This window comes from Pseudomonas sp. NFPP12 (assembly GCF_900103205.1).
Lineage (GTDB): Bacteria > Pseudomonadota > Gammaproteobacteria > Pseudomonadales > Pseudomonadaceae > Aquipseudomonas > Aquipseudomonas protegens.
On sequence record NZ_FMWW01000004.1, the window covers coordinates 490704 to 508532 of the forward strand.

Consider the following 17829-nt stretch of genomic DNA (forward strand, 5'->3'; position numbering starts at 1 on the left):
CTGACGTCGGTTAACAACAATAATGAGTCTGCGAGGCCTTCCGTGATCCAGTTTTTACTCAACCAGGAACTCCGTAGTGAGCATGCCCTGGACCCCAACCTGACCGTGCTCAACTATCTGCGCGAGCACCTGGGCAAGCCCGGCACCAAGGAAGGTTGCGCCAGCGGCGACTGCGGCGCCTGCACCGTGGTGGTGGGCGAGTTGCAGACGGATGCGCAAGGCGGCGAAAGCATTCGCTATCGCAGCCTCAACTCGTGCCTGACCTTCGTTTCCTCCTTGCACGGCAAGCACCTGATCAGCGTCGAAGGCCTCAAGCACCAGGGGCAACTGCACAGCGTGCAGCAGGCCATGGTCGACTGCCACGGCTCGCAGTGCGGCTTCTGCACCCCGGGCTTCGTCATGTCGCTGTTCGCCCTGCAGAAAAACAGCAGCCAGCCCGACGCCCACAAGGCCCATGAAGCCCTGGCCGGCAACCTCTGCCGCTGCACTGGCTACCGGCCGATCCTCGCCGCCGCCGAGCAGGCCTGCTGTGGTGGGCAGAGCGATCAGTTCGATGCGCGCCAGGCCGAGACCATCAGCCGCCTCAAGGCCATTGCGCCCAAGGACACCGGTGAGCTCAACAGTGGCGACAAGCGCTGCCTGGTGCCGCTGACGGTGGCCGATCTGGCCGACCTTTATGACGCCTACCCGCAAGCCCGGCTACTGGCCGGCGGCACCGACCTGGCCCTGGAGGTGACCCAGTTCCACCGCACCCTGCCGGTGATGATCTATGTCGGCAATATTGCCCAGATGAAGCGCATCGAGCACTTCGACGATCGCCTGGAAATCGGCGCCGCCACCGCCCTCACCGACTGCTACGACGCCCTGCGCGCCGAGTACCCGGACTTCGGCGAACTGCTGCAGCGCTTCGCCTCGCTGCAGATCCGCAACCAGGGCACCCTAGGCGGCAACATCGGCAACGCCTCGCCCATCGGCGACTCGCCGCCGCTGCTGATTGCCCTGGGCGCGCAGATCGTCCTGTGCAAGGGCGAAGTGCGCCGCACCCTGGCCCTGGAAGACTATTTCATCGATTACCGGGTCACCGCCCGCCAGGAAAGCGAGTTCATCGAGAAGATCATCGTGCCCCGGGCCAGCGCCGAACGGCTGTTCCGCGCCTACAAGGTCTCCAAGCGCCTGGACGACGATATTTCCGCGGTCTGCGCGGCTTTCAACCTGCGCATCGACAACGGCGTGGTCAGCGATGCGCGCATCGCCTTCGGCGGCATGGCGGCGATCCCCAAGCGCGCCAAGAGCTGCGAAGCCGCACTGATCGGCGCGCCCTGGAATCAATCGAGCATCGAGCGGGCCTGCGCCGCCCTGGCAGAAGACTTCACCCCGCTCTCGGATTTTCGCGCCAGCAAGGAATACCGCCTGCTGAGCGCGCAGAACCTGCTGCGCAAATACTTCATCGAACTGCATGCACCGCACATCGAGACCCGGGTGACCGCTTATGTCTAATCATCACAAGGTCGAGAAGACCCAGGCCGAACTCACGGCCCTGTTTCACCAGGACCTGACCAGCGGCGTCGGCCGCAGCGTCAAGCACGACAGCGCCGACAAACATGTGTCCGGCGAAGCGGTGTACATCGACGACCGCCTGGAATTCCCCAACCAGTTGCACGTCTACGCGCGACTGTCGGACCGGGCCCACGCCAAGGTCATCAGCATCGACACCGCCCCCTGCTACGCCTTCGAAGGCGTGCGCATCGCCATTACCCACGAGGACATTCCCGGCCTCAAGGATATCGGCCCGCTGCTGCCCGGCGACCCGCTGCTGGCCATCGACACCGTGGAGTTCGTCGGCCAGCCGGTGCTGGCGGTGGCCGCCAGGGACCTGGAAACCGCGCGCAAGGCGGCCATGGCCGCGATCATCGAATACGAAGACCTGGAGCCGGTGCTGGACGTGGTCGAGGCCCTGCGCAAGCGCCACTTCGTGCTGGACAGCCACACCCACCAGCGCGGCGACTCGGCCAGCGCCCTGGCCAGTGCCGAGCACCGCATCCAGGGCACGCTGCACATCGGCGGCCAGGAACACTTCTACCTGGAAACCCAGATTTCCTCGGTGATGCCCACCGAAGACGGCGGCATGATCGTCTACTGCTCGACCCAGAACCCCACCGAAGTGCAGAAGCTGGTGGCGGAAGTGCTGGACGTCTCGATGAACAAGATAGTGGTGGACATGCGGCGCATGGGCGGCGGCTTCGGCGGCAAGGAAACCCAGGCCGCCAGCCCCGCCTGCCTGTGCGCGGTGGTGGCACGCCTGACCGGCCAGCCGACCAAGATGCGCCTGCCACGGGTCGAAGACATGCTGATGACCGGCAAGCGCCACCCTTTCTACGTCGAATACGACGTGGGCTTCGACAGCAGCGGGCGCCTGCACGGCATCCAGCTGGAACTGGCGGGCAACTGCGGCTGCTCACCGGACCTCTCGGCATCCATCGTCGACCGTGCCATGTTCCACTCCGACAACTCGTACTACCTGGGCGATGCCACCATCAACGGCCACCGCTGCAAGACCAACACTGCGTCGAACACTGCCTATCGCGGCTTCGGTGGCCCGCAGGGCATGGTCGCCATCGAGGAGGTGATGGACGCCATCGCCCGCCATCTGCATCTGGACCCACTGGCGGTACGCAAGACCAACTACTACGGCAAGACCGAGCGCAACGTCACCCACTACTACCAGACCGTCGAGCACAATATGCTCGAGGAAATGACAGCCGAACTGGAAGCCAGCAGCCAGTACGCCGAGCGCCGCGAAGCCATCCGCCTGTACAACGCCAACAGCCCGATCCTGAAAAAGGGCCTGGCGCTGACCCCGGTGAAATTCGGCATTTCCTTCACCGCCAGCTTCCTCAACCAGGCCGGCGCGCTGATCCATGTCTACACCGACGGCAGCATCCACCTGAACCACGGCGGCACCGAAATGGGCCAGGGCCTGAACATCAAGGTGGCGCAAGTGGTGGCCGAGGTGTTCCAGGTGGACATCGACCGGGTGCAGATCACCGCCACCAATACCGACAAGGTGCCCAATACCTCGCCCACCGCCGCTTCCAGTGGTGCCGACCTGAACGGCAAGGCCGCGCAGAATGCGGCGCAGACCATCAAGTCGCGCCTGGTGGAGTTTGCCGCGCGCAAGTATCAGGTCAGCGAAGAAGATGTGGAATTCCACAACGGCCACGTGCGTGTCCGCGACCATATCCTGACCTTCGAGGAACTGATCCAGCAAGCCTATTTTGCCCAGGTGTCGCTCTCCAGCACCGGCTTCTACAAGACCCCGAAAATCTACTACGACCGTGCCCAGGCCCGGGGCCGGCCGTTCTACTACTTCGCCTTCGGCGCGGCCTGCGCCGAGGTGATAGTCGACACCCTGACCGGCGAGTACAAGATGCTGCGCACCGACATCCTGCATGACGTCGGCGCCTCGCTGAACCCGGCCATCGACATCGGCCAAGTCGAGGGCGGCTACATCCAGGGCATGGGCTGGCTGACCACCGAGGAACTGGTGTGGAACACCAAGGGCAAGCTGATGACTAACGGCCCGGCCAGCTACAAGATCCCGGCAGTGGCCGACATGCCCCTGGACCTGCGAGTCAAGCTGGTGGAAAACCGCAAGAACCCGGAAGACACGGTGTTCCATTCCAAGGCCGTGGGCGAACCGCCGTTCATGCTGGGTATCGCCGCCTGGTGCGCGATCAAGGATGCGGTGGCGAGCCTCGGCGACTACCGCCACCAGCCGCAGATCGATGCGCCGGCCACTCCGGAACGGGTGTTGTGGGGCTGCGAGCAGATGCGCCGCTTGCAGGTGACCAGGGCCGCGGATCAGCAAGCCGAACTGGCGCCGCTGTAACGGCCCGCGTCGGCAAGCCGGCTCCCGCAGGAGCCGGCTTGCCGACGAAGAGGCCCACACAGACAACCAAGATGCCGAGGTGAACATGTACAACTGGATCAGCGCCCTCGCCGACCTGCAGACCCAGGGTGAACCCTGCGTGCTGGTGACCATCATCGAGGAGCTCGGCTCGACGCCGCGCAATGCCGGCTCGAAAATGGTGGTCAGCGCCACCCAGGCCTTCGACACCATTGGCGGCGGGCACCTGGAATACAAGGCCATGCAGATCGCCCGGGACATGCTCGCTGCCGGCAAGCAGGCAACCCATCTGCAGCGCTTCAGCCTCGGCGCCAGCCTCGGTCAGTGCTGCGGCGGTGCCACGGTGCTGCTGTTCGAACCCATGGGCCAGGTGCAGGCGCAGATCGCCGTGTTCGGTGCCGGGCATGTCGGCCGCGCGCTGGTGCCACTGCTGGCCAGCCTGCCCTGCCGGGTACGCTGGGTCGATTCCCGGGAGCAGGAGTTTCCCGAGCAGATCCCCCCTGGAGTACGCAAGATCGTCAGCGAAGAACCGGTGGACGAAATCGACAACCTGCCCGCCGGCAGCTATTGCATCGTCATGACCCATAATCACCAGCTGGACCTGGAGTTGACCGCGGCCCTGCTCAAGCGCAACGATTTCACCTATTTCGGCCTGATCGGCTCGAAGACCAAACGGGTCAAGTTCGAACACCGCCTGCGTGACCGCGGTTTCGACGCCGAAACCTTGCAGCGCATGCGCTGCCCGATGGGGCTCGGCGAAGTCAAAGGCAAGTTGCCTGTGGAAATCGCCATCTCCATTGCCGGCGAGATCATCGCCACCTATAACGCCCATTTCGGCCAGCCCAGCGCCAGTGCCGAACCCATTGCCAAACTGCTGCCGGTATCACGCCGCAGCCAGGCTGCAAACTGACACGCCACACACTGAGAATCCCCCATGCCTTTGACTCGCAAAGCCTACCGTGCCGCCATCCTGCACAGCATCGCCGACCCGGCCGAAGTCGGCATCGAAGCCTCCTATGAGTACTTCGAAGACGGCCTGCTGGTAGTAGAAAACGGCCGGATCAGTGCCCTCGGCCACGCCAGCGAACTGCTGCCCGGTCTGCCCGCCGGGGTGCAGGTCGAGCACTATCCCGATGCCCTGATCACACCGGGCTTCATCGACACCCATATCCACCTGCCGCAGACCGGCATGGTGGGCGCCTATGGCGAGCAGTTGCTGGACTGGCTCAACACCTACACCTTCCCCTGCGAAAGCCAGTTCGCCGACCCGGATCACGCCAATGAAGTGGCGGACATCTTCATCAAGGAACTGCTGCGCAACGGCACCACCACCGCCCTGGTGTTCGGCAGCGTGCATCCGCAGTCGGTCAATGCCTTCTTCGCCGCCGCCGAGAAGCTCGACCTGCGGATGATCGCCGGCAAGGTGATGATGGACCGCAATGCCCCGGACTACCTGACCGACACCGCCGAATCCGGCTACCAGGAAAGCAAGGCGCTGATCGAGCGCTGGCACGGCAAAGGCCGCCTGCACTACGCAGTCACCCCGCGCTTCGCCCCCACCAGCACCCCGGAGCAACTGACCCTGGCCGGCCAGTTGCTGACCGAATACCCCGACCTCTACATGCAGACCCACATCAGTGAAAACCTGCAGGAAATCCAATGGGTCAAGGAGCTGTTCCCGGAGCGCAAGGGTTACCTGGACGTGTACGACCACTACCAGTTGCTCGGCGAGCGTTCGGTGTTCGCCCACGGCGTGCACCTGTGCGACGACGAATGCGCACGCCTGGCTGAAACCGGTTCGGCCGTAGCCTTCTGCCCCACCTCGAACTTCTTCCTCGGCAGCGGCCTGTTCAACCTGCCGATGGCGGAAAAGCACAAGCTCAATGTCGGCCTGGGCACCGACGTCGGTGGCGGCACCAGCTTCTCGCTGCTGCAGACCCTCAACGAGGCCTACAAGGTCATGCAACTGCAAGGCGCGCGCCTGAGCCCGTTCAAGTCGCTGTATCTGGCCACCCTCGGCGGCGCCCGGGCCCTGCGCCTGGAAGACAAGATCGGCACCCTGCATCCGGGCACCGACGCCGACTTCCTGGTCCTCGACTACCACGCCACTCCGCTGCTCAGCTACCGCCTCAAGCAAGCCAACAGCATTGCCGAAACCCTGTTCGTGCTGATGACCCTGGGCGACGATCGCACCGTGCTGCAGACCTTTGCCGCCGGCCAGCAGGTCCACCAGCGCTAACCCCGGAAAATGAAAATCCCCCGTTCGCCAGACGCGTACGGGGGATTTTTTTTGCCTGCATCCAGGCCCGGACTGCGGGCGAGCCTAGAAGGTCACTTCCATGTTCAGGGTCGGTGTCGAGGTGCGGCTGCCACGGCCGCCGTCCACCCCGAACTTGTTGTGCCAGTACTCGTAGCCGACACCCAGATACAGGTTGGGCTTGACGTTCTTGCCCGGCAGCACCGCCACCATCAACGAGGTACGCATCAGGGTTTCGGGGGCAGTGTCGCGGTAGTTGTAGTCGTGGCCCTTCTCCCCGGTGTAGTTGACGAAACCCTGGAACTTGGCAGCGTGGGTGCCGACTTCGAAAGGTCGCATCCAGGCCAGGTTGAGCAGGTAGGTGTCGTCGAAGGTGTGATCCGGGTCCTTGGCCCCGGGGATCCCGGAATGGTTGTTTTCCTTGTAGTACAGCAGGCTCAGGTCCAGCACCCCGACGGTGTTGAACTTAAGGGTCGGGCCGAAGACCAGGGCACGCTTTTTCGCCGACCCCAGGTTGTTGTTGCGGCTGGCGTCAAAACCCATGGTCAGCGCGTAGTCCTTGATCAGGCCGGTGCCCAGCGGCGTATCCAATACCCGGGAGGAATAGAGCTGGTGGCGATAGACCCCGTAGACCTCGCTGCTGCCCTTGTTGGTGCCCTTGCGCGGGTCGTCGTTGTCGGAGAGCAGCACATCCAGGTGCAGGTAGTTGCTGCCGTACTGGTAACCGCTGGCGTGGGTGAAGCTGTAGATGCGCTTGCTGATGTAGTGCGGGTTGTTCGGGTTGGTGAACTCCTTGCCGTATCGAAAGCCGACGCTGTTGTTCATCCACTCGAGGGCGGCCGCTTCCCCTGCTCCGATCATGCTCATCAGCAGGGTTGCGCCTTGTAGTGCCTTTTTCATTTTTATTATGTCCTGTGGCGGTGTGGCTTTAGGCAGCTTCGCTGGCTGCCGACCGCACGCAGTATCGACACAAGCGCTACAGCGCCCAAAGCACAGAATATCGACCAGGGCGCTGCCGAAATGGCAACACAGGCCCAGGAGGCCGGACTCAGAGCACCGGCTGGCCGAAAGCGCGCTCGGCCCGTTCGCGAAGAGCGATCTCCTCACTGAGCAAATGCGCCAGCGCCTCCACCGCGCTGGGCAGGTCGCGCCCGCTGCGGGCGTAGAGCCCCAGGTCGCTGTAGATACCGCCCTGGTCGCTCAGGGGAATATGCAACAGCTCGCCCTTTTGCAGATCCGCCTCGACTCCGACCCGGGTCTGGAACGCCACCCCCATGTTGTGCCGGGCCATCTGCCGCGCCAACTCCATGGAGTTGCTCTGCAGCGGCGGTTTGTCCAGCAGGCCCAGACGCTTGTGCAGCGGCGCCAGCAGGTGATGGATCGACAGCTCGCTCTTGGCCAGGATCAGCCCGTGCTCGGCACAGGTGGCGAAATTGACGCTGCCGCGCTCGGCCAGTGGGTGGTCCGGGCTGACCAGCGCCCCGAGGCGGAAATGCCCGACACTCAACTGGCGGATTTCCGCGGCCCGTGGCACAGCAAAGGCCAGGCCCAGGTCGGCGCGGCTGTTGATCAGGGCCTGGGGAATGGATTGCGAACCCTGCACGGTCACACCGATGGTCACTTGCGGGTAGTGATCACGCATGCGCTTGAGCACCGAGGGCAGCAGATCGACCGTGGCACCTTCGGCGGTGGCGATCTCGACGTGGCCGCTTTTCAGGCCGCGCAAGGCGTCGAACTCCAGGCGCACCCGCTCCAGGTCCTGCAACACCAGGTTGGCGTGACGGCTGAGAATCTCCCCGGCCATGGTCAGGCGCAGGCCGCCGGGCAAGCGCTCGAACAGCGGCGCGCCGATCTCGTCCTCGATCTTGAGAATCTGCCGGTTCACTGCCGAGGACGCGACATTCAAGCGCCGGGCAGCCTCGCGGATCGAGCGGCAGCGCCGGACCATGTCGAAATAGTGGATCGCGGAGGAATGAATACGTAGCGTTCTGCCGCTCATGCCGCGGGCTCCTTTCGCAGGGCGAGAGGCGAGCCTTGGCCGACTGCTGCCGGGCCACGCGCCTCGAAGCAGGCACTGTATACAATCTAAAACAAAAACCGCAACAAAATGCCCAAGCCAAGGCCCGGCAAGGGGCCGCAGAAACAAGAATCCCTCGCTCCGTGCAGCACACGAAGCGAGGGATTGCTTGAAACGCAAGGCTTGCAGCTTAGAGCTTGGCGCTTGGCCGCCCCGGTTTCTTGGTCTGCAGCAAGTGCGAGAACACCGCATGCAGGTCGTCCGAGGCACTTTCCTCGTCGAGGTTGAGCTTGCTGTCGATGTGGTCCATGTGGTGCATCATCAGGTTCACCGCCAGCTCGCCGTCCCGGGCTTCGATGGCATCGATCAGTTGGGTGTGCTCATCGTAGGAGCAGTGCGAACGGTTGCCGCTTTCGTACTGGGCAATGATCAGCGAGGTCTGGGACACCAGGCTGCGCTGGAAGCTGATCAGCGGGGCATTCTTCGCCGCTTCCGCCAGCTTCAGGTGAAACTCCCCGGAAAGGCGGATACCGGCACCACGATCGCCGCGGGAAAAGCTGTCGCGTTCCTCGTTGACCATCTGCCGCAACTCCAGCAACTGCTCGGCAGTGGCATGCTGCACGGCCAGTTCGGTAATGGCCCGCTCCACCAGGCGCCGGGCGAGAAATACCTGGCGGGCTTCCTCGACGCTCGGGCTGGCGACGACCGCGCCACGGTTGGGCCGCAGCAGGACCACGCCTTCATGGGCCAGGCGCGACAGCGCGCGACGGATGATGGTCCGACTGACTCCGAAAATCTCCCCCAGCGCCTCTTCGCTCAATTTGGTGCCCGGCGCCAGGCGCTGCTCGAGGATGGCCTCAAAGATGTGCGCGTAGACAATATCGTCCTGGGTTCCGCTGCGACCGGCTTTGCCTGCTCGCGGTTGTTTCTTGAGAGGTTGCAACTGTTCGTTCATGGGCACTCGGGTCGGGAGGACTGCGGCGATTTCAGCGTGACTTTAATACGCCACGGTGGGTCGCTGGCAAGTATCGCGTTAAAACAGGGGCACATTGTACACAACCCATGGCCATCACTAGCAAAAAGTGTTGTCGGGCCCGCGACTTGTTCAACGACTGTACGGCTATTTGTAGTCACGGCTGTATTGCAATGCAAAGTTACTTTTAAGTTTAGGCTTGGACCTTGAACCCCATTACTGGCCCATTGCTCGAGCCCGCCTCGATCAATGCGCGCCGGATGTGGTTTTTTGCGTCTTTCAAGAACAAGGAACAGCAGTAATGTCCGATGCCACTCCCGCGCAGCTACGCCCTCTGGCCGACACTTCGCCGTCTGCCATAGTGGCCGGCTTCATCGCCATGATGACCGGCTACACCAGTTCCCTGGTGCTGATGTTCCAGGCCGGGCAGGCCGCCGGGCTGACCAGCGGTCAGATTTCCTCGTGGATCTGGGCCATTTCCATCGGCATGGCGGTGTGCAGCATCGGCCTCTCCCTGCGCTATCGCACCCCCATCACCATCGCCTGGTCGACCCCCGGCGCCGCCCTGCTGATCACCAGCCTGTCCGGAGTGACCTACGGCGAAGCCATCGGCGCCTACATCACCTGCGCCGTGCTGGTGACCCTGTGCGGCCTGACAGGCAGCTTCGAGCGGCTGATGAAAAAGATCCCGGCGTCCCTGGCGGCGGCCCTGCTGGCGGGGATCCTGTTCAAGATCGGCAGTGAAATCTTCGTCGCCGCCCAGCACCGCACCGGCCTGGTGCTGGGCATGTTCCTCACCTACCTGGTGGTCAAGCGCCTGTCGCCGCGCTATGCGGTACTGGCTGCACTGCTGATCGGTACGGCCTTGTCCGGGGCCATGGGCCTGCTGGACTTCAGCGGCTTTCACCTGGAAGTGGCGACCCCGGTATGGACCACGCCGCACTTCTCCCTGGCCGCCACCATCAGCATCGGCATTCCGCTGTTCGTGGTGGCCATGACCTCGCAGAACATGCCGGGGATCGCCGTGCTGCGGGCCGACGGCTACAACGTCCCGGCTTCGCCGCTGATCACCGCCACCGGGTTGGCCTCGCTGCTGCTGGCGCCCTTCGGCTCCCATGGCATCAACCTGGCGGCCATCAGTGCCGCCATCTGCACCGGGCCCCACGCTCATGAGGATCACAGCAAGCGCTACACCGCGGCGGTGTGGTGCGGGATTTTCTACGGCATCGCCGGGGTCTTCGGCGCCACCCTGGCGGCGCTGTTCGCCGCCCTGCCCAAGGAGCTGGTGCTGTCCATCGCGGCCCTGGCGCTGTTCGGTTCGATCATCAACGGTCTGAGCATCGCCATGAGCGAAGTGAAGGAACGGGAAGCGGCGCTGATCACCTTCATGGTCACGGCGTCGGGGCTGACGCTGTTCTCCATCGGCTCGGCGTTCTGGGGAATTGTTGCCGGGGTGGTGACCCTGATGATCCTGAACTGGCGCAGCGCCTGAAGGGCTTCGCTGGCAAGCCGGCTTCTACACCGACCGGCGCTCGCTCACGCGCCGGCTTGCCGGCGAACGGCGCCCACGACAACGCCCGGGGCTGGCCCGTGGCAGAGGCAAGGATACAAAGGGGAAAATCGACAGGTTGCCCTCGGGCAACAACGCATGAGCGACCCGGACGGGTCGCTCATGCATGACATCACGCGACTGGGTTGATCGCGTTGTCCGGGTACCACACGTCGAGCAGCGGGCTGACTTCAACGGTGGTCAGCTCGGTGCGCGCCTTGAGCCAGGCTTCAACGGTGGCACGTTGCTCTTCGCTGACGGAACCGCGCTTGCTCAGGCAAACCAGACCGAAGTCGTCGCCGCCTACATAGCCCAGGCCGTTGGCTTCCATCGCTTCTTTGAGGAATGCGTCGAGGAAAGCGTCGATAGCTTCGTCAGCCAGACCTTCTTTGAAATCCAGGTTCAGCTCAAAACCCAGCTCCTGAAATTCATCTACGCAGAGTTTTTTGCGCAGACGGCGGGAACGGTTAGTGGCCATGGAACAATCCTCATAAGTAATAACGGGCGGCACTTTACCAGTTTAGGCAGGCGATTGCCTGACTCTATGAGGATGCGACCCTGCCATTGGTAAAAAAAATACCGCCCCAGCGGCCCGTGGCACGGCACAAGCCGCTATACCTTGGGGCATAATGCCGACACTTTCATGACCACTGAGGGATTTTATCTGCATGCCCTCGCCTTTTTTCCCCTCGACTGCAGGGTTCCATTTCATATGATCAAATCGTTGCGTCCTCTGTTGCTGGCCAGTGTTTTTCTCCCCCTGGCCTTTCCCGTTTCCGCGGCTCCGGTCAACACCACCCTGACCCCCAAGGTCCAGCAAGCCCTCAAAGCCAGCAAACTTCCGGATAACGCCCTGTCCCTGGTGATGATTCCCCTGAACGGCCCCGGCACCCCGACCATCTACAACGCCGACGTATCGGTGAACCCGGCCTCCACCATGAAACTGGTGACCACCTACGCAGCCCTGGAAATGCTCGGCCCGACCCACCAGTGGAAAACCGAGTTCTACACCGACGGCACCCTCAGCGGCGGCATCCTCAATGGCAACCTGTACCTCAAGGGCGGCGGCGACCCCAAGCTGAACATGGAGAAGCTCTGGCTGCTGATGCGTGACCTGCGGGCCAATGGCGTACAGCAAGTCACTGGCGATCTGGTGCTGGACCGCAACTTCTTCGTGCAGCCGCAACTGCCGGAATTCAATGACGATGGCAACGACGAGAACAAGCCGTTCCTGGTCAAGCCGGACGCCCTGATGGTCAACCTCAAGGCCCTGCGCTTCGTTGCCCGCAATGACTCAGGGCGGGTCCTGGTTTCGGTGGAGCCGCCGATCGCCAAGATCCGCATCGACAACCAGGTCAAGGCGGTCAACACCAAGCAGTGCACTGGAGACGTGCGCTACAACCCCGTCACCCAGGCCGATGGCAGCGTGATCGTGACCGTCGGCGGGCAGTTGGGTGATGGCTGCAGTTCCCAGACTTACCTGTCGCTGCTGGACCACGCCACCTACACCGCCGGCGCGGTGCGGGCGATCTGGAGCGAGCTGGGCGGCAGCATCCAGGGCCAGGATCGCCTGGCCGTGGTACCCAAGGATGCCAAGGTCCTGGCCCGCGCCTTCTCCCCGGACCTCGCGGAAATCATCCGCGACATCAACAAATACAGTAACAACACCATGGCCCAGCAGTTGTTCCTGAGCCTGGGGGCCAAGTACCGCAACGAAGCCGATGGCGACGACGCCAAGGCGGCCCAGCGTGTGGTGCGCCAATGGCTGGCGAAGAAAGGCATCACCTCGCCGCACCTGGTGATGGAGAACGGTTCCGGCCTGTCGCGTGCCGAGCGGGTCAGTGCCCGGGAAATGGCCGGCCTGCTGCAAGCGGCGTGGAAAAGCCCCTACGCCGCCGAGTTCATCAGCTCGATGCCGATCGCCGGCATGGATGGCACCATGCGCAAGCGCCTCAAGCGCACCGCCATGTCTGGTGAGGCGCACATCAAGACCGGCACCCTGAACACCGTGCGCGCCATCGCCGGCTACAGCCGCGACGACAACGGCAATACCTGGGCGGTGGTGGCAATCCTCAACGATCCACGGCCATTTGGCGCCTCTTCGGTGCTCGACCAGGTCCTGCTGGACCTGTACCGCCAGCCGAAACTGGCGACCAGCGCTTCGGCGCTGTAAGCGGCGACGCTGGCGGCGGCAAGCCTTGCGCGCCGCCAGTGTTCACGGCAGCTCCATCTGGACCCGGTCCCGCCCCGCCTGCTTGGCGGCATAGACCGCAGAGTCGGCCCGCAGCAGCAGCTCATCTGCACCCTCCCCCGCACGCCAACTGGCGATACCGAAACTGGCGGTGACACTCTCCACCGGCCCGATCGGCGAACTGCGCACACCGTGCCACAGCTCCTGCGCCAGAATCAGCGCTTGCTGGCCGCTGGTGTCCGGGCACAGGACCATGAACTCCTCTCCCCCCAGACGGCAGAAGACGTCGATGCGCCGCAGGCGCCGGCCAATGCGCTCGCACAACCCGCGCAACACCTGATCCCCCACACCGTGACCGTACTGATCGTTGATCCGCTTGAAATGGTCGATGTCCAGCATGATCACCGCCATGACGCCACCACCTCGCTCCAGGCGGTGCATCTCGGCTTGTAGCCGCTCCTGGAAATAGCGCCGGTTGTGGATACCGGTCAGGGAGTCGGTGACCGACAATGCCCGCAGTTCCTCCTCGACCCGCTTGAGATCGGAGATATCCGATATATAGCCGTGCCAGAGCACACCGCCGCCCCGCAGGCTTTCCGGGCTCGCTGCGCCGCGCATCCAGCGCACCCCCCGCTGCGGCAGGCAGACCCGGTACTCCTCGCGCCAGGGACTGAGCTGCTGCGCCGAAACCCGGATCGACTCACGCACCCGCTCCACATCCTCAGGATGGATGCGCTCGAATGCCGCCTCGGCATCCTGCTGCAGCAGTTGCGGCTCGATCTCGTAGATCTCGCGCAGGCCATCGCTGGCATAGGGAAAACTGGTATGCCCGTCGGCGTCCAGCTTGAACTGATAGATCCCGCCGGGCACGTGGGCGCTGAGCCGCTGCAGCAAGCGGTCACGGGCGGCCAGGGCTTCATGCACGCGCTTGCGTTCGGTGATATCGATGCAGATGGCCAGATGGCCCACCCACAACCCCTGGTCGTCAAGCACCGGGGTGGCCAGCATGTTGACTTGCAGATGGCTGCCGTCACGCCGCACCAGGGTCCATTCCCGGGCCTCATGCCCGCCGGCCATGCCCTCTTCCACCAGCATCGCCTGGGACACCGGGATGGCTTTGCCGTAACGCTGGGTGAGGCTCTGGGCCCAGCTTTCCAGCTCTTCGGGCAGGTGCAGGCTTTCCAGGGTCAGGTGCCCCACCGCCTCACTGCTACTGTAGCCGAGCATCTGCTCGGCCCCGGCATTGAAAGTGCTGATCACTCCGCGCAGGTCGGTGGCAATGATCGCTACTTGAGTGGCGGCATTGAGCACGCAGCGCAACTGGCTGTGGGTGCCGCGCAACGCCTGCTCGCTGCTACGCAGCTCCTCGGTGCGCTGCTCCACCAGGGCCAGAGCCCGCTGACGCTGGCTGACCAGGACGTAGAGCAAGGCGCTGAGTAGCAGGCTGAGCATGCCGCCAAGGATCACCAGGCTACCCAGGGCTGAATGGTTGGCGTGCAGGAAGGCCGCGCTGGGGCGGATGTCCACTTGATAGTCCCGGTCCGCCAGGCGCAGCAGGCGGCTGGCGGTCAGGCCGCTGCTGATGGGCGGGTTGTTCGACTCGTAGAGCACCTCGTGCTGGCCCTCGGTGGACAGGTCGAGAATCCGCACCGACAGGTTATCGCTGGCAGGAACCGGCAGGCCGTCCGCCACCAGTTGCCGCAGGCTGATGATCGCCAAAACATAGCCGTAGGGCCGGCCTTGGGGGCCGGAAGTATCCTGCGCGCGCCTGACCGGCGCCGCCAGCAGCACCCCTCGCGCATAGGCCTGGTCCACGGCCACCAGTTGCAAAGGCGGCGAGACCGCCAGGCCATTGAGTTCCCGAGCACGTTCCAGGGTGGCGCGGCGCAGGGGTTGAGCCAGGAGGTCGTAACCCAGGGGCGACCCCAGGGGGCTCTGGGTCTGGCTGTACAGCACCGGCGCGTAGTCATCGTGCTCGCCGGCTGGCTCCATCTGGCCCGTGGCATTCAACTGCAAAATGGAAAACCCCGGCAGCCCCTGATCGCGAATCGACTGCTCGAACCCCGGGCGCTGGGCGCGGCTCACCAGAGGCGCCCAGGCATAGGCCTGGGTGCGGCGCAACAAGGGTTTGGCGTAGCCATCGAAATCCTGGCGGGTCACCAGGTCGGAATTGACAAAGAAGCGCCGCAAGCCGTCCAGGCGTTGTTCCTGGTCTTGAAAGCGTTCTTCGATGCGGCTGTAGCGTTCGCCGGCCAGCAACTGAAAGCGCTGGCGCACCTGCTGCTTGTTCAGGCTGTAGGTGGACCAGGCCAAGAGCCCGGTGAGGATGCCGCCCACAACCAGGACCAGCACCGCCACCAGCCAGGCAGATACCTCTTCACTTATGAAACCCAGGATTTTCGGGCGTACAACATGCAGAGGCATAAGCAGAACTCATCACGCCAGCGAGTTTGGGCATCATCCGGACCAAGTGTGAGTTATAGCTATTAGCCACTAATTTGACCAGCGCTAAACAGCCCCCGAAGCCTGAAAAAACAGGCCTCGGGGACATATCCGGCCATCAGCGTGCGGTGACTTTCCAGGCACGGTGGATTTTGCCGTTGCGGGCGAAATCCGGATCGATGGTTTTCGCCGTGATTTCCTCGATCTGGTAGCGCGCGGCGAGGTTTTCATCCAGCTGGAACTTGCGGAAGTTGTTGGAGAAATACAGTACGCCCCCCGGCGCCAGGCGTGCCATGGCCAGGTCCAGCAACTGCACCTGGTCACGCTGCACGTCGAACACCCCTTCCATGCGCTTGGAGTTGGAAAAGGTCGGCGGGTCGATGAAGATCAAGTCGAACTCGTCACGGCAGCTGTCCAGCCAGGCCATCACATCGCCCTGCTCCAGGCGGTTCTTGTCGGAGAAACCGTTGAGCGAGAAATTGCGGCGCGCCCAGTCCAGATAGGTTTTCGACAGGTCGACACTGGTGGTGCTGCGCGCGCCGCCCTTGGCCGCGTGCACACTGGCAGTGGCGGTGTAGCAGAACAGGTTGAGGAAACGCTTGCCCGCCGCCTCTTGCTGAATACGCATGCGCATCGGCCGGTGATCGAGAAACAGCCCGGTATCCAGGTAGTCGGTAAGGTTCACCAGTAGCTTGATCCCGCCTTCACGAACTTCGGTGAACTGGCCCTGGGCACTCTGGCGCTCGTACTGCTTGGTGCCGCTCTGGCGCTCGCGACGCTTGATCACCACCCGGCTCTTGTCGACATTCAACGCCTGGGGAATCGCCGCCAGGGCATCGAACAGACGTGCCTGGGCCTTTTCTGGGTCCACCGATTTGGGCGCCGCGTATTCCTGCACGTGCACCCAATCCTGGTAGAGGTCGATGGCCAGGGAGTATTCCGGCATGTCGGCATCGTAGACACGGTAGCACTCGATGCCCTCGCGCTTGGCCCACTTGCCCAGTTGCTTGAGGTTCTTTTGCAGGCGGTTGGCGAACATCTGCCCGCCCTCGCTCAGGCGCGCCTGTTCGACCACGGGAGCAGGAGCCGGGGCCGGCTTGATCGGGTTGCCATTCTTGTTGTACTGGCGCACGGGTGCTTCGTCCGCGGCGGCCTGGGCCTGCTCGCGTTCCACCTGGCGCTGCTCGGCGGTGCGGCGCTCGCCGGTGACGAACTGATCCGGCAGGACCTTGATCAGCAGCAGCTTGCAGGGCAAGGCGCCGTTCCAGAACGAGTACTGTTTGTGGCTGCGGATGCCCATGCGCTTGCCCAGGTCCGGGGCGCCGGTGAACACCGCCGCTTCCCAGTTCAGGCAGGCCTGGCGCAGGCGCTCGCCGAGGTTCTGGTAGAGGTACAGCAGGCTGGCTTCGTCACCCAGGCGCTCGCCGTAGGGTGGGTTGCAGATCACCAGGCCTTTCTGGTTCTGGTCCGGGCGCGGCTCGAAGGTGCCCACTTCGCCCTGGTAGATCTTGATCCACTCGCTCAGGCCAGCGCGCTCTACGTTGTTGCGGCCGGGCTGGATCAGACGCGGATCGGCTTCGTAGCCGCGGATCCACAGCGGTGGCTTGGCCAGGCCAGCCTGGGCCCGGGCCAGCGCTTCGTCGTGCAGCTTGCGCCACAGCGCCGGCACGTGGCCAAGCCAGGCGGTAAAGCCCCATTGTTCACGCTTGAGATTGGGGGCGATGTCGGCGGCGATCATCGCCGCCTCCACCAGAAAGGTACCCACACCACACATCGGGTCGGCCAGGGCACCGCCTTCGGCAGCGATGCGCGGCCAGCCGGAACGGATCAGGATCGCCGCCGCCAGGTTTTCCTTGAGCGGCGCGGCGCCTTGCTGCAGGCGGTAGCCGCGCTGGTGCAGGCTGTGACCGGAGAGGTCCAGGGAGAGGATGGCTTCGCCGCGGTCCAGGCGCAGGTGGATGCGCAGGTCGGGGTTGAGCTTGTCCACCGAAGGGCGCTCGCCGGTCGGAGTGCGCAGCTTGTCGACAATGGCGTCCTTGACCTTCAGGGCGCCGAAGTGGGTGTTGTCGATGCCCGAGCCATGGCCGCTGAACTCCACGGCCAGGGTGCCGTCGGCCAGCATATGGTCCTGCCAGTCGACGTCCAGCACGCCGTGGTAGAGATCCTCGGCGTCCTTCATCGGGAAGCGCTTGAGCACCAGCAGTACCCGGTTGGCCAGGCGCGACCACAAGCACAGGCGATAGGCTGTCTCCATGTCGGCCATGCCGCGCACGGCAGAAGTGTGCTCACGCGCTTGCTCAAGGCCAAGCCCGACGGCTTCCTCGATCAGCAGGCCTTCAAGGCCTTTGGGACAGGTGAGGAAGATTTCGTAACGATCCGACATGGGAATACCAGGGCCTTTAGCAATAAGTGAACGGGCAACGCATCGCCCGTTCGGTTTTCAATCAAGCACTTTTCTTCAAGAGCGCTCGTGTGGCGCGAAACTGCGCCGTC

General features: G+C 63.8%; 12 protein-coding genes. 6 read left to right on the forward strand and 6 right to left on the reverse strand.

Annotated features, from left to right (window positions below; genetic code table 11):
* Positions 1–42: 42 nt before the first annotated feature.
* The 4 genes from xdhA to guaD all read left to right on the forward strand — a co-directional run bounded on the left by xdhA (position 43) and on the right by guaD (position 6146).
* Positions 43–1497, forward strand: a complete 1455-nt coding sequence (gene xdhA, locus BLS75_RS19340; RefSeq protein ID WP_019095887.1) for a xanthine dehydrogenase small subunit — start codon at positions 43–45, stop codon at positions 1495–1497.
* Positions 1490–3889 (forward strand): xanthine dehydrogenase molybdopterin binding subunit, encoded by a 2400-nt coding sequence (gene xdhB, locus BLS75_RS19345; protein WP_072451586.1) that lies wholly within the window; start codon positions 1490–1492, stop codon positions 3887–3889. The genes xdhA and xdhB overlap by 8 nt, the downstream gene beginning before the upstream one ends.
* Before the next feature lie 85 nt (positions 3890–3974).
* The gene (gene xdhC / locus BLS75_RS19350; protein WP_072451587.1) at positions 3975–4817 is read left to right on the forward strand and encodes a xanthine dehydrogenase accessory protein XdhC; all 843 of its coding nucleotides are present in this window, start codon (positions 3975–3977) and stop codon (positions 4815–4817) included.
* A gap of 24 nt (positions 4818–4841) precedes the next feature.
* Complete coding sequence (gene guaD, locus BLS75_RS19355; protein WP_041116876.1) at positions 4842–6146, forward strand: guanine deaminase; 1305 nt, start codon at positions 4842–4844, stop codon at positions 6144–6146.
* 84 nt (positions 6147–6230) lie between these two features.
* Here the strand turns inward: guaD and BLS75_RS19360 are convergent, their stop codons facing one another.
* The 3 genes from BLS75_RS19360 to BLS75_RS19370 all read right to left on the reverse strand — a co-directional run bounded on the left by BLS75_RS19360 (position 6231) and on the right by BLS75_RS19370 (position 9136).
* Positions 6231–7064, reverse strand: a complete 834-nt coding sequence (locus tag BLS75_RS19360) for a hypothetical protein (RefSeq protein WP_015634766.1) — start codon at positions 7062–7064, stop codon at positions 6231–6233.
* Positions 7065–7212: 148 nt separating this feature from the next.
* Positions 7213–8163 carry a LysR family transcriptional regulator gene (locus tag BLS75_RS19365; RefSeq protein ID WP_015634765.1) on the reverse strand — a complete coding sequence of 317 codons (951 nt, stop codon included), beginning with the start codon at positions 8161–8163 and terminating at the stop codon, positions 7213–7215.
* A gap of 208 nt (positions 8164–8371) precedes the next feature.
* Positions 8372–9136 carry a GntR family transcriptional regulator gene (locus BLS75_RS19370; protein WP_011060203.1) on the reverse strand — a complete coding sequence of 255 codons (765 nt, stop codon included), beginning with the start codon at positions 9134–9136 and terminating at the stop codon, positions 8372–8374.
* 319 nt (positions 9137–9455) lie between these two features.
* Between BLS75_RS19370 and BLS75_RS19375 the strand changes: the two genes are divergently transcribed.
* Complete coding sequence (locus BLS75_RS19375; RefSeq protein WP_015634764.1) at positions 9456–10646, forward strand: benzoate/H(+) symporter BenE family transporter; 1191 nt, start codon at positions 9456–9458, stop codon at positions 10644–10646.
* A 190-nt stretch (positions 10647–10836) separates the two neighbouring features.
* Here BLS75_RS19375 and BLS75_RS19380 read toward each other — a convergent pair whose 3' ends face one another.
* Positions 10837–11181 (reverse strand): YggL family protein, encoded by a 345-nt coding sequence (locus BLS75_RS19380; RefSeq protein WP_011060201.1) that lies wholly within the window; start codon positions 11179–11181, stop codon positions 10837–10839.
* Positions 11182–11415: 234 nt separating this feature from the next.
* On the opposite strand from BLS75_RS19380, the gene dacB reads away from it, so the two are divergent.
* Positions 11416–12876 (forward strand): D-alanyl-D-alanine carboxypeptidase/D-alanyl-D-alanine endopeptidase, encoded by a 1461-nt coding sequence (gene dacB, locus BLS75_RS19385; protein ID WP_072451588.1) that lies wholly within the window; start codon positions 11416–11418, stop codon positions 12874–12876.
* A gap of 42 nt (positions 12877–12918) precedes the next feature.
* Here the strand turns inward: dacB and BLS75_RS19390 are convergent, their stop codons facing one another.
* On the reverse strand, positions 12919–15318 hold the full coding sequence (locus BLS75_RS19390; RefSeq protein ID WP_072451589.1) for a sensor domain-containing diguanylate cyclase: 2400 nt from the start codon (positions 15316–15318) through the stop codon (positions 12919–12921).
* A 136-nt stretch (positions 15319–15454) separates the two neighbouring features.
* Positions 15455–17719, reverse strand: coding sequence for a bifunctional 23S rRNA (guanine(2069)-N(7))-methyltransferase RlmK/23S rRNA (guanine(2445)-N(2))-methyltransferase RlmL (gene rlmKL / locus BLS75_RS19395; protein ID WP_053150032.1), 2265 nt, complete (start codon positions 17717–17719; stop codon positions 15455–15457).
* Positions 17720–17829: the final 110 nt, after the last annotated feature.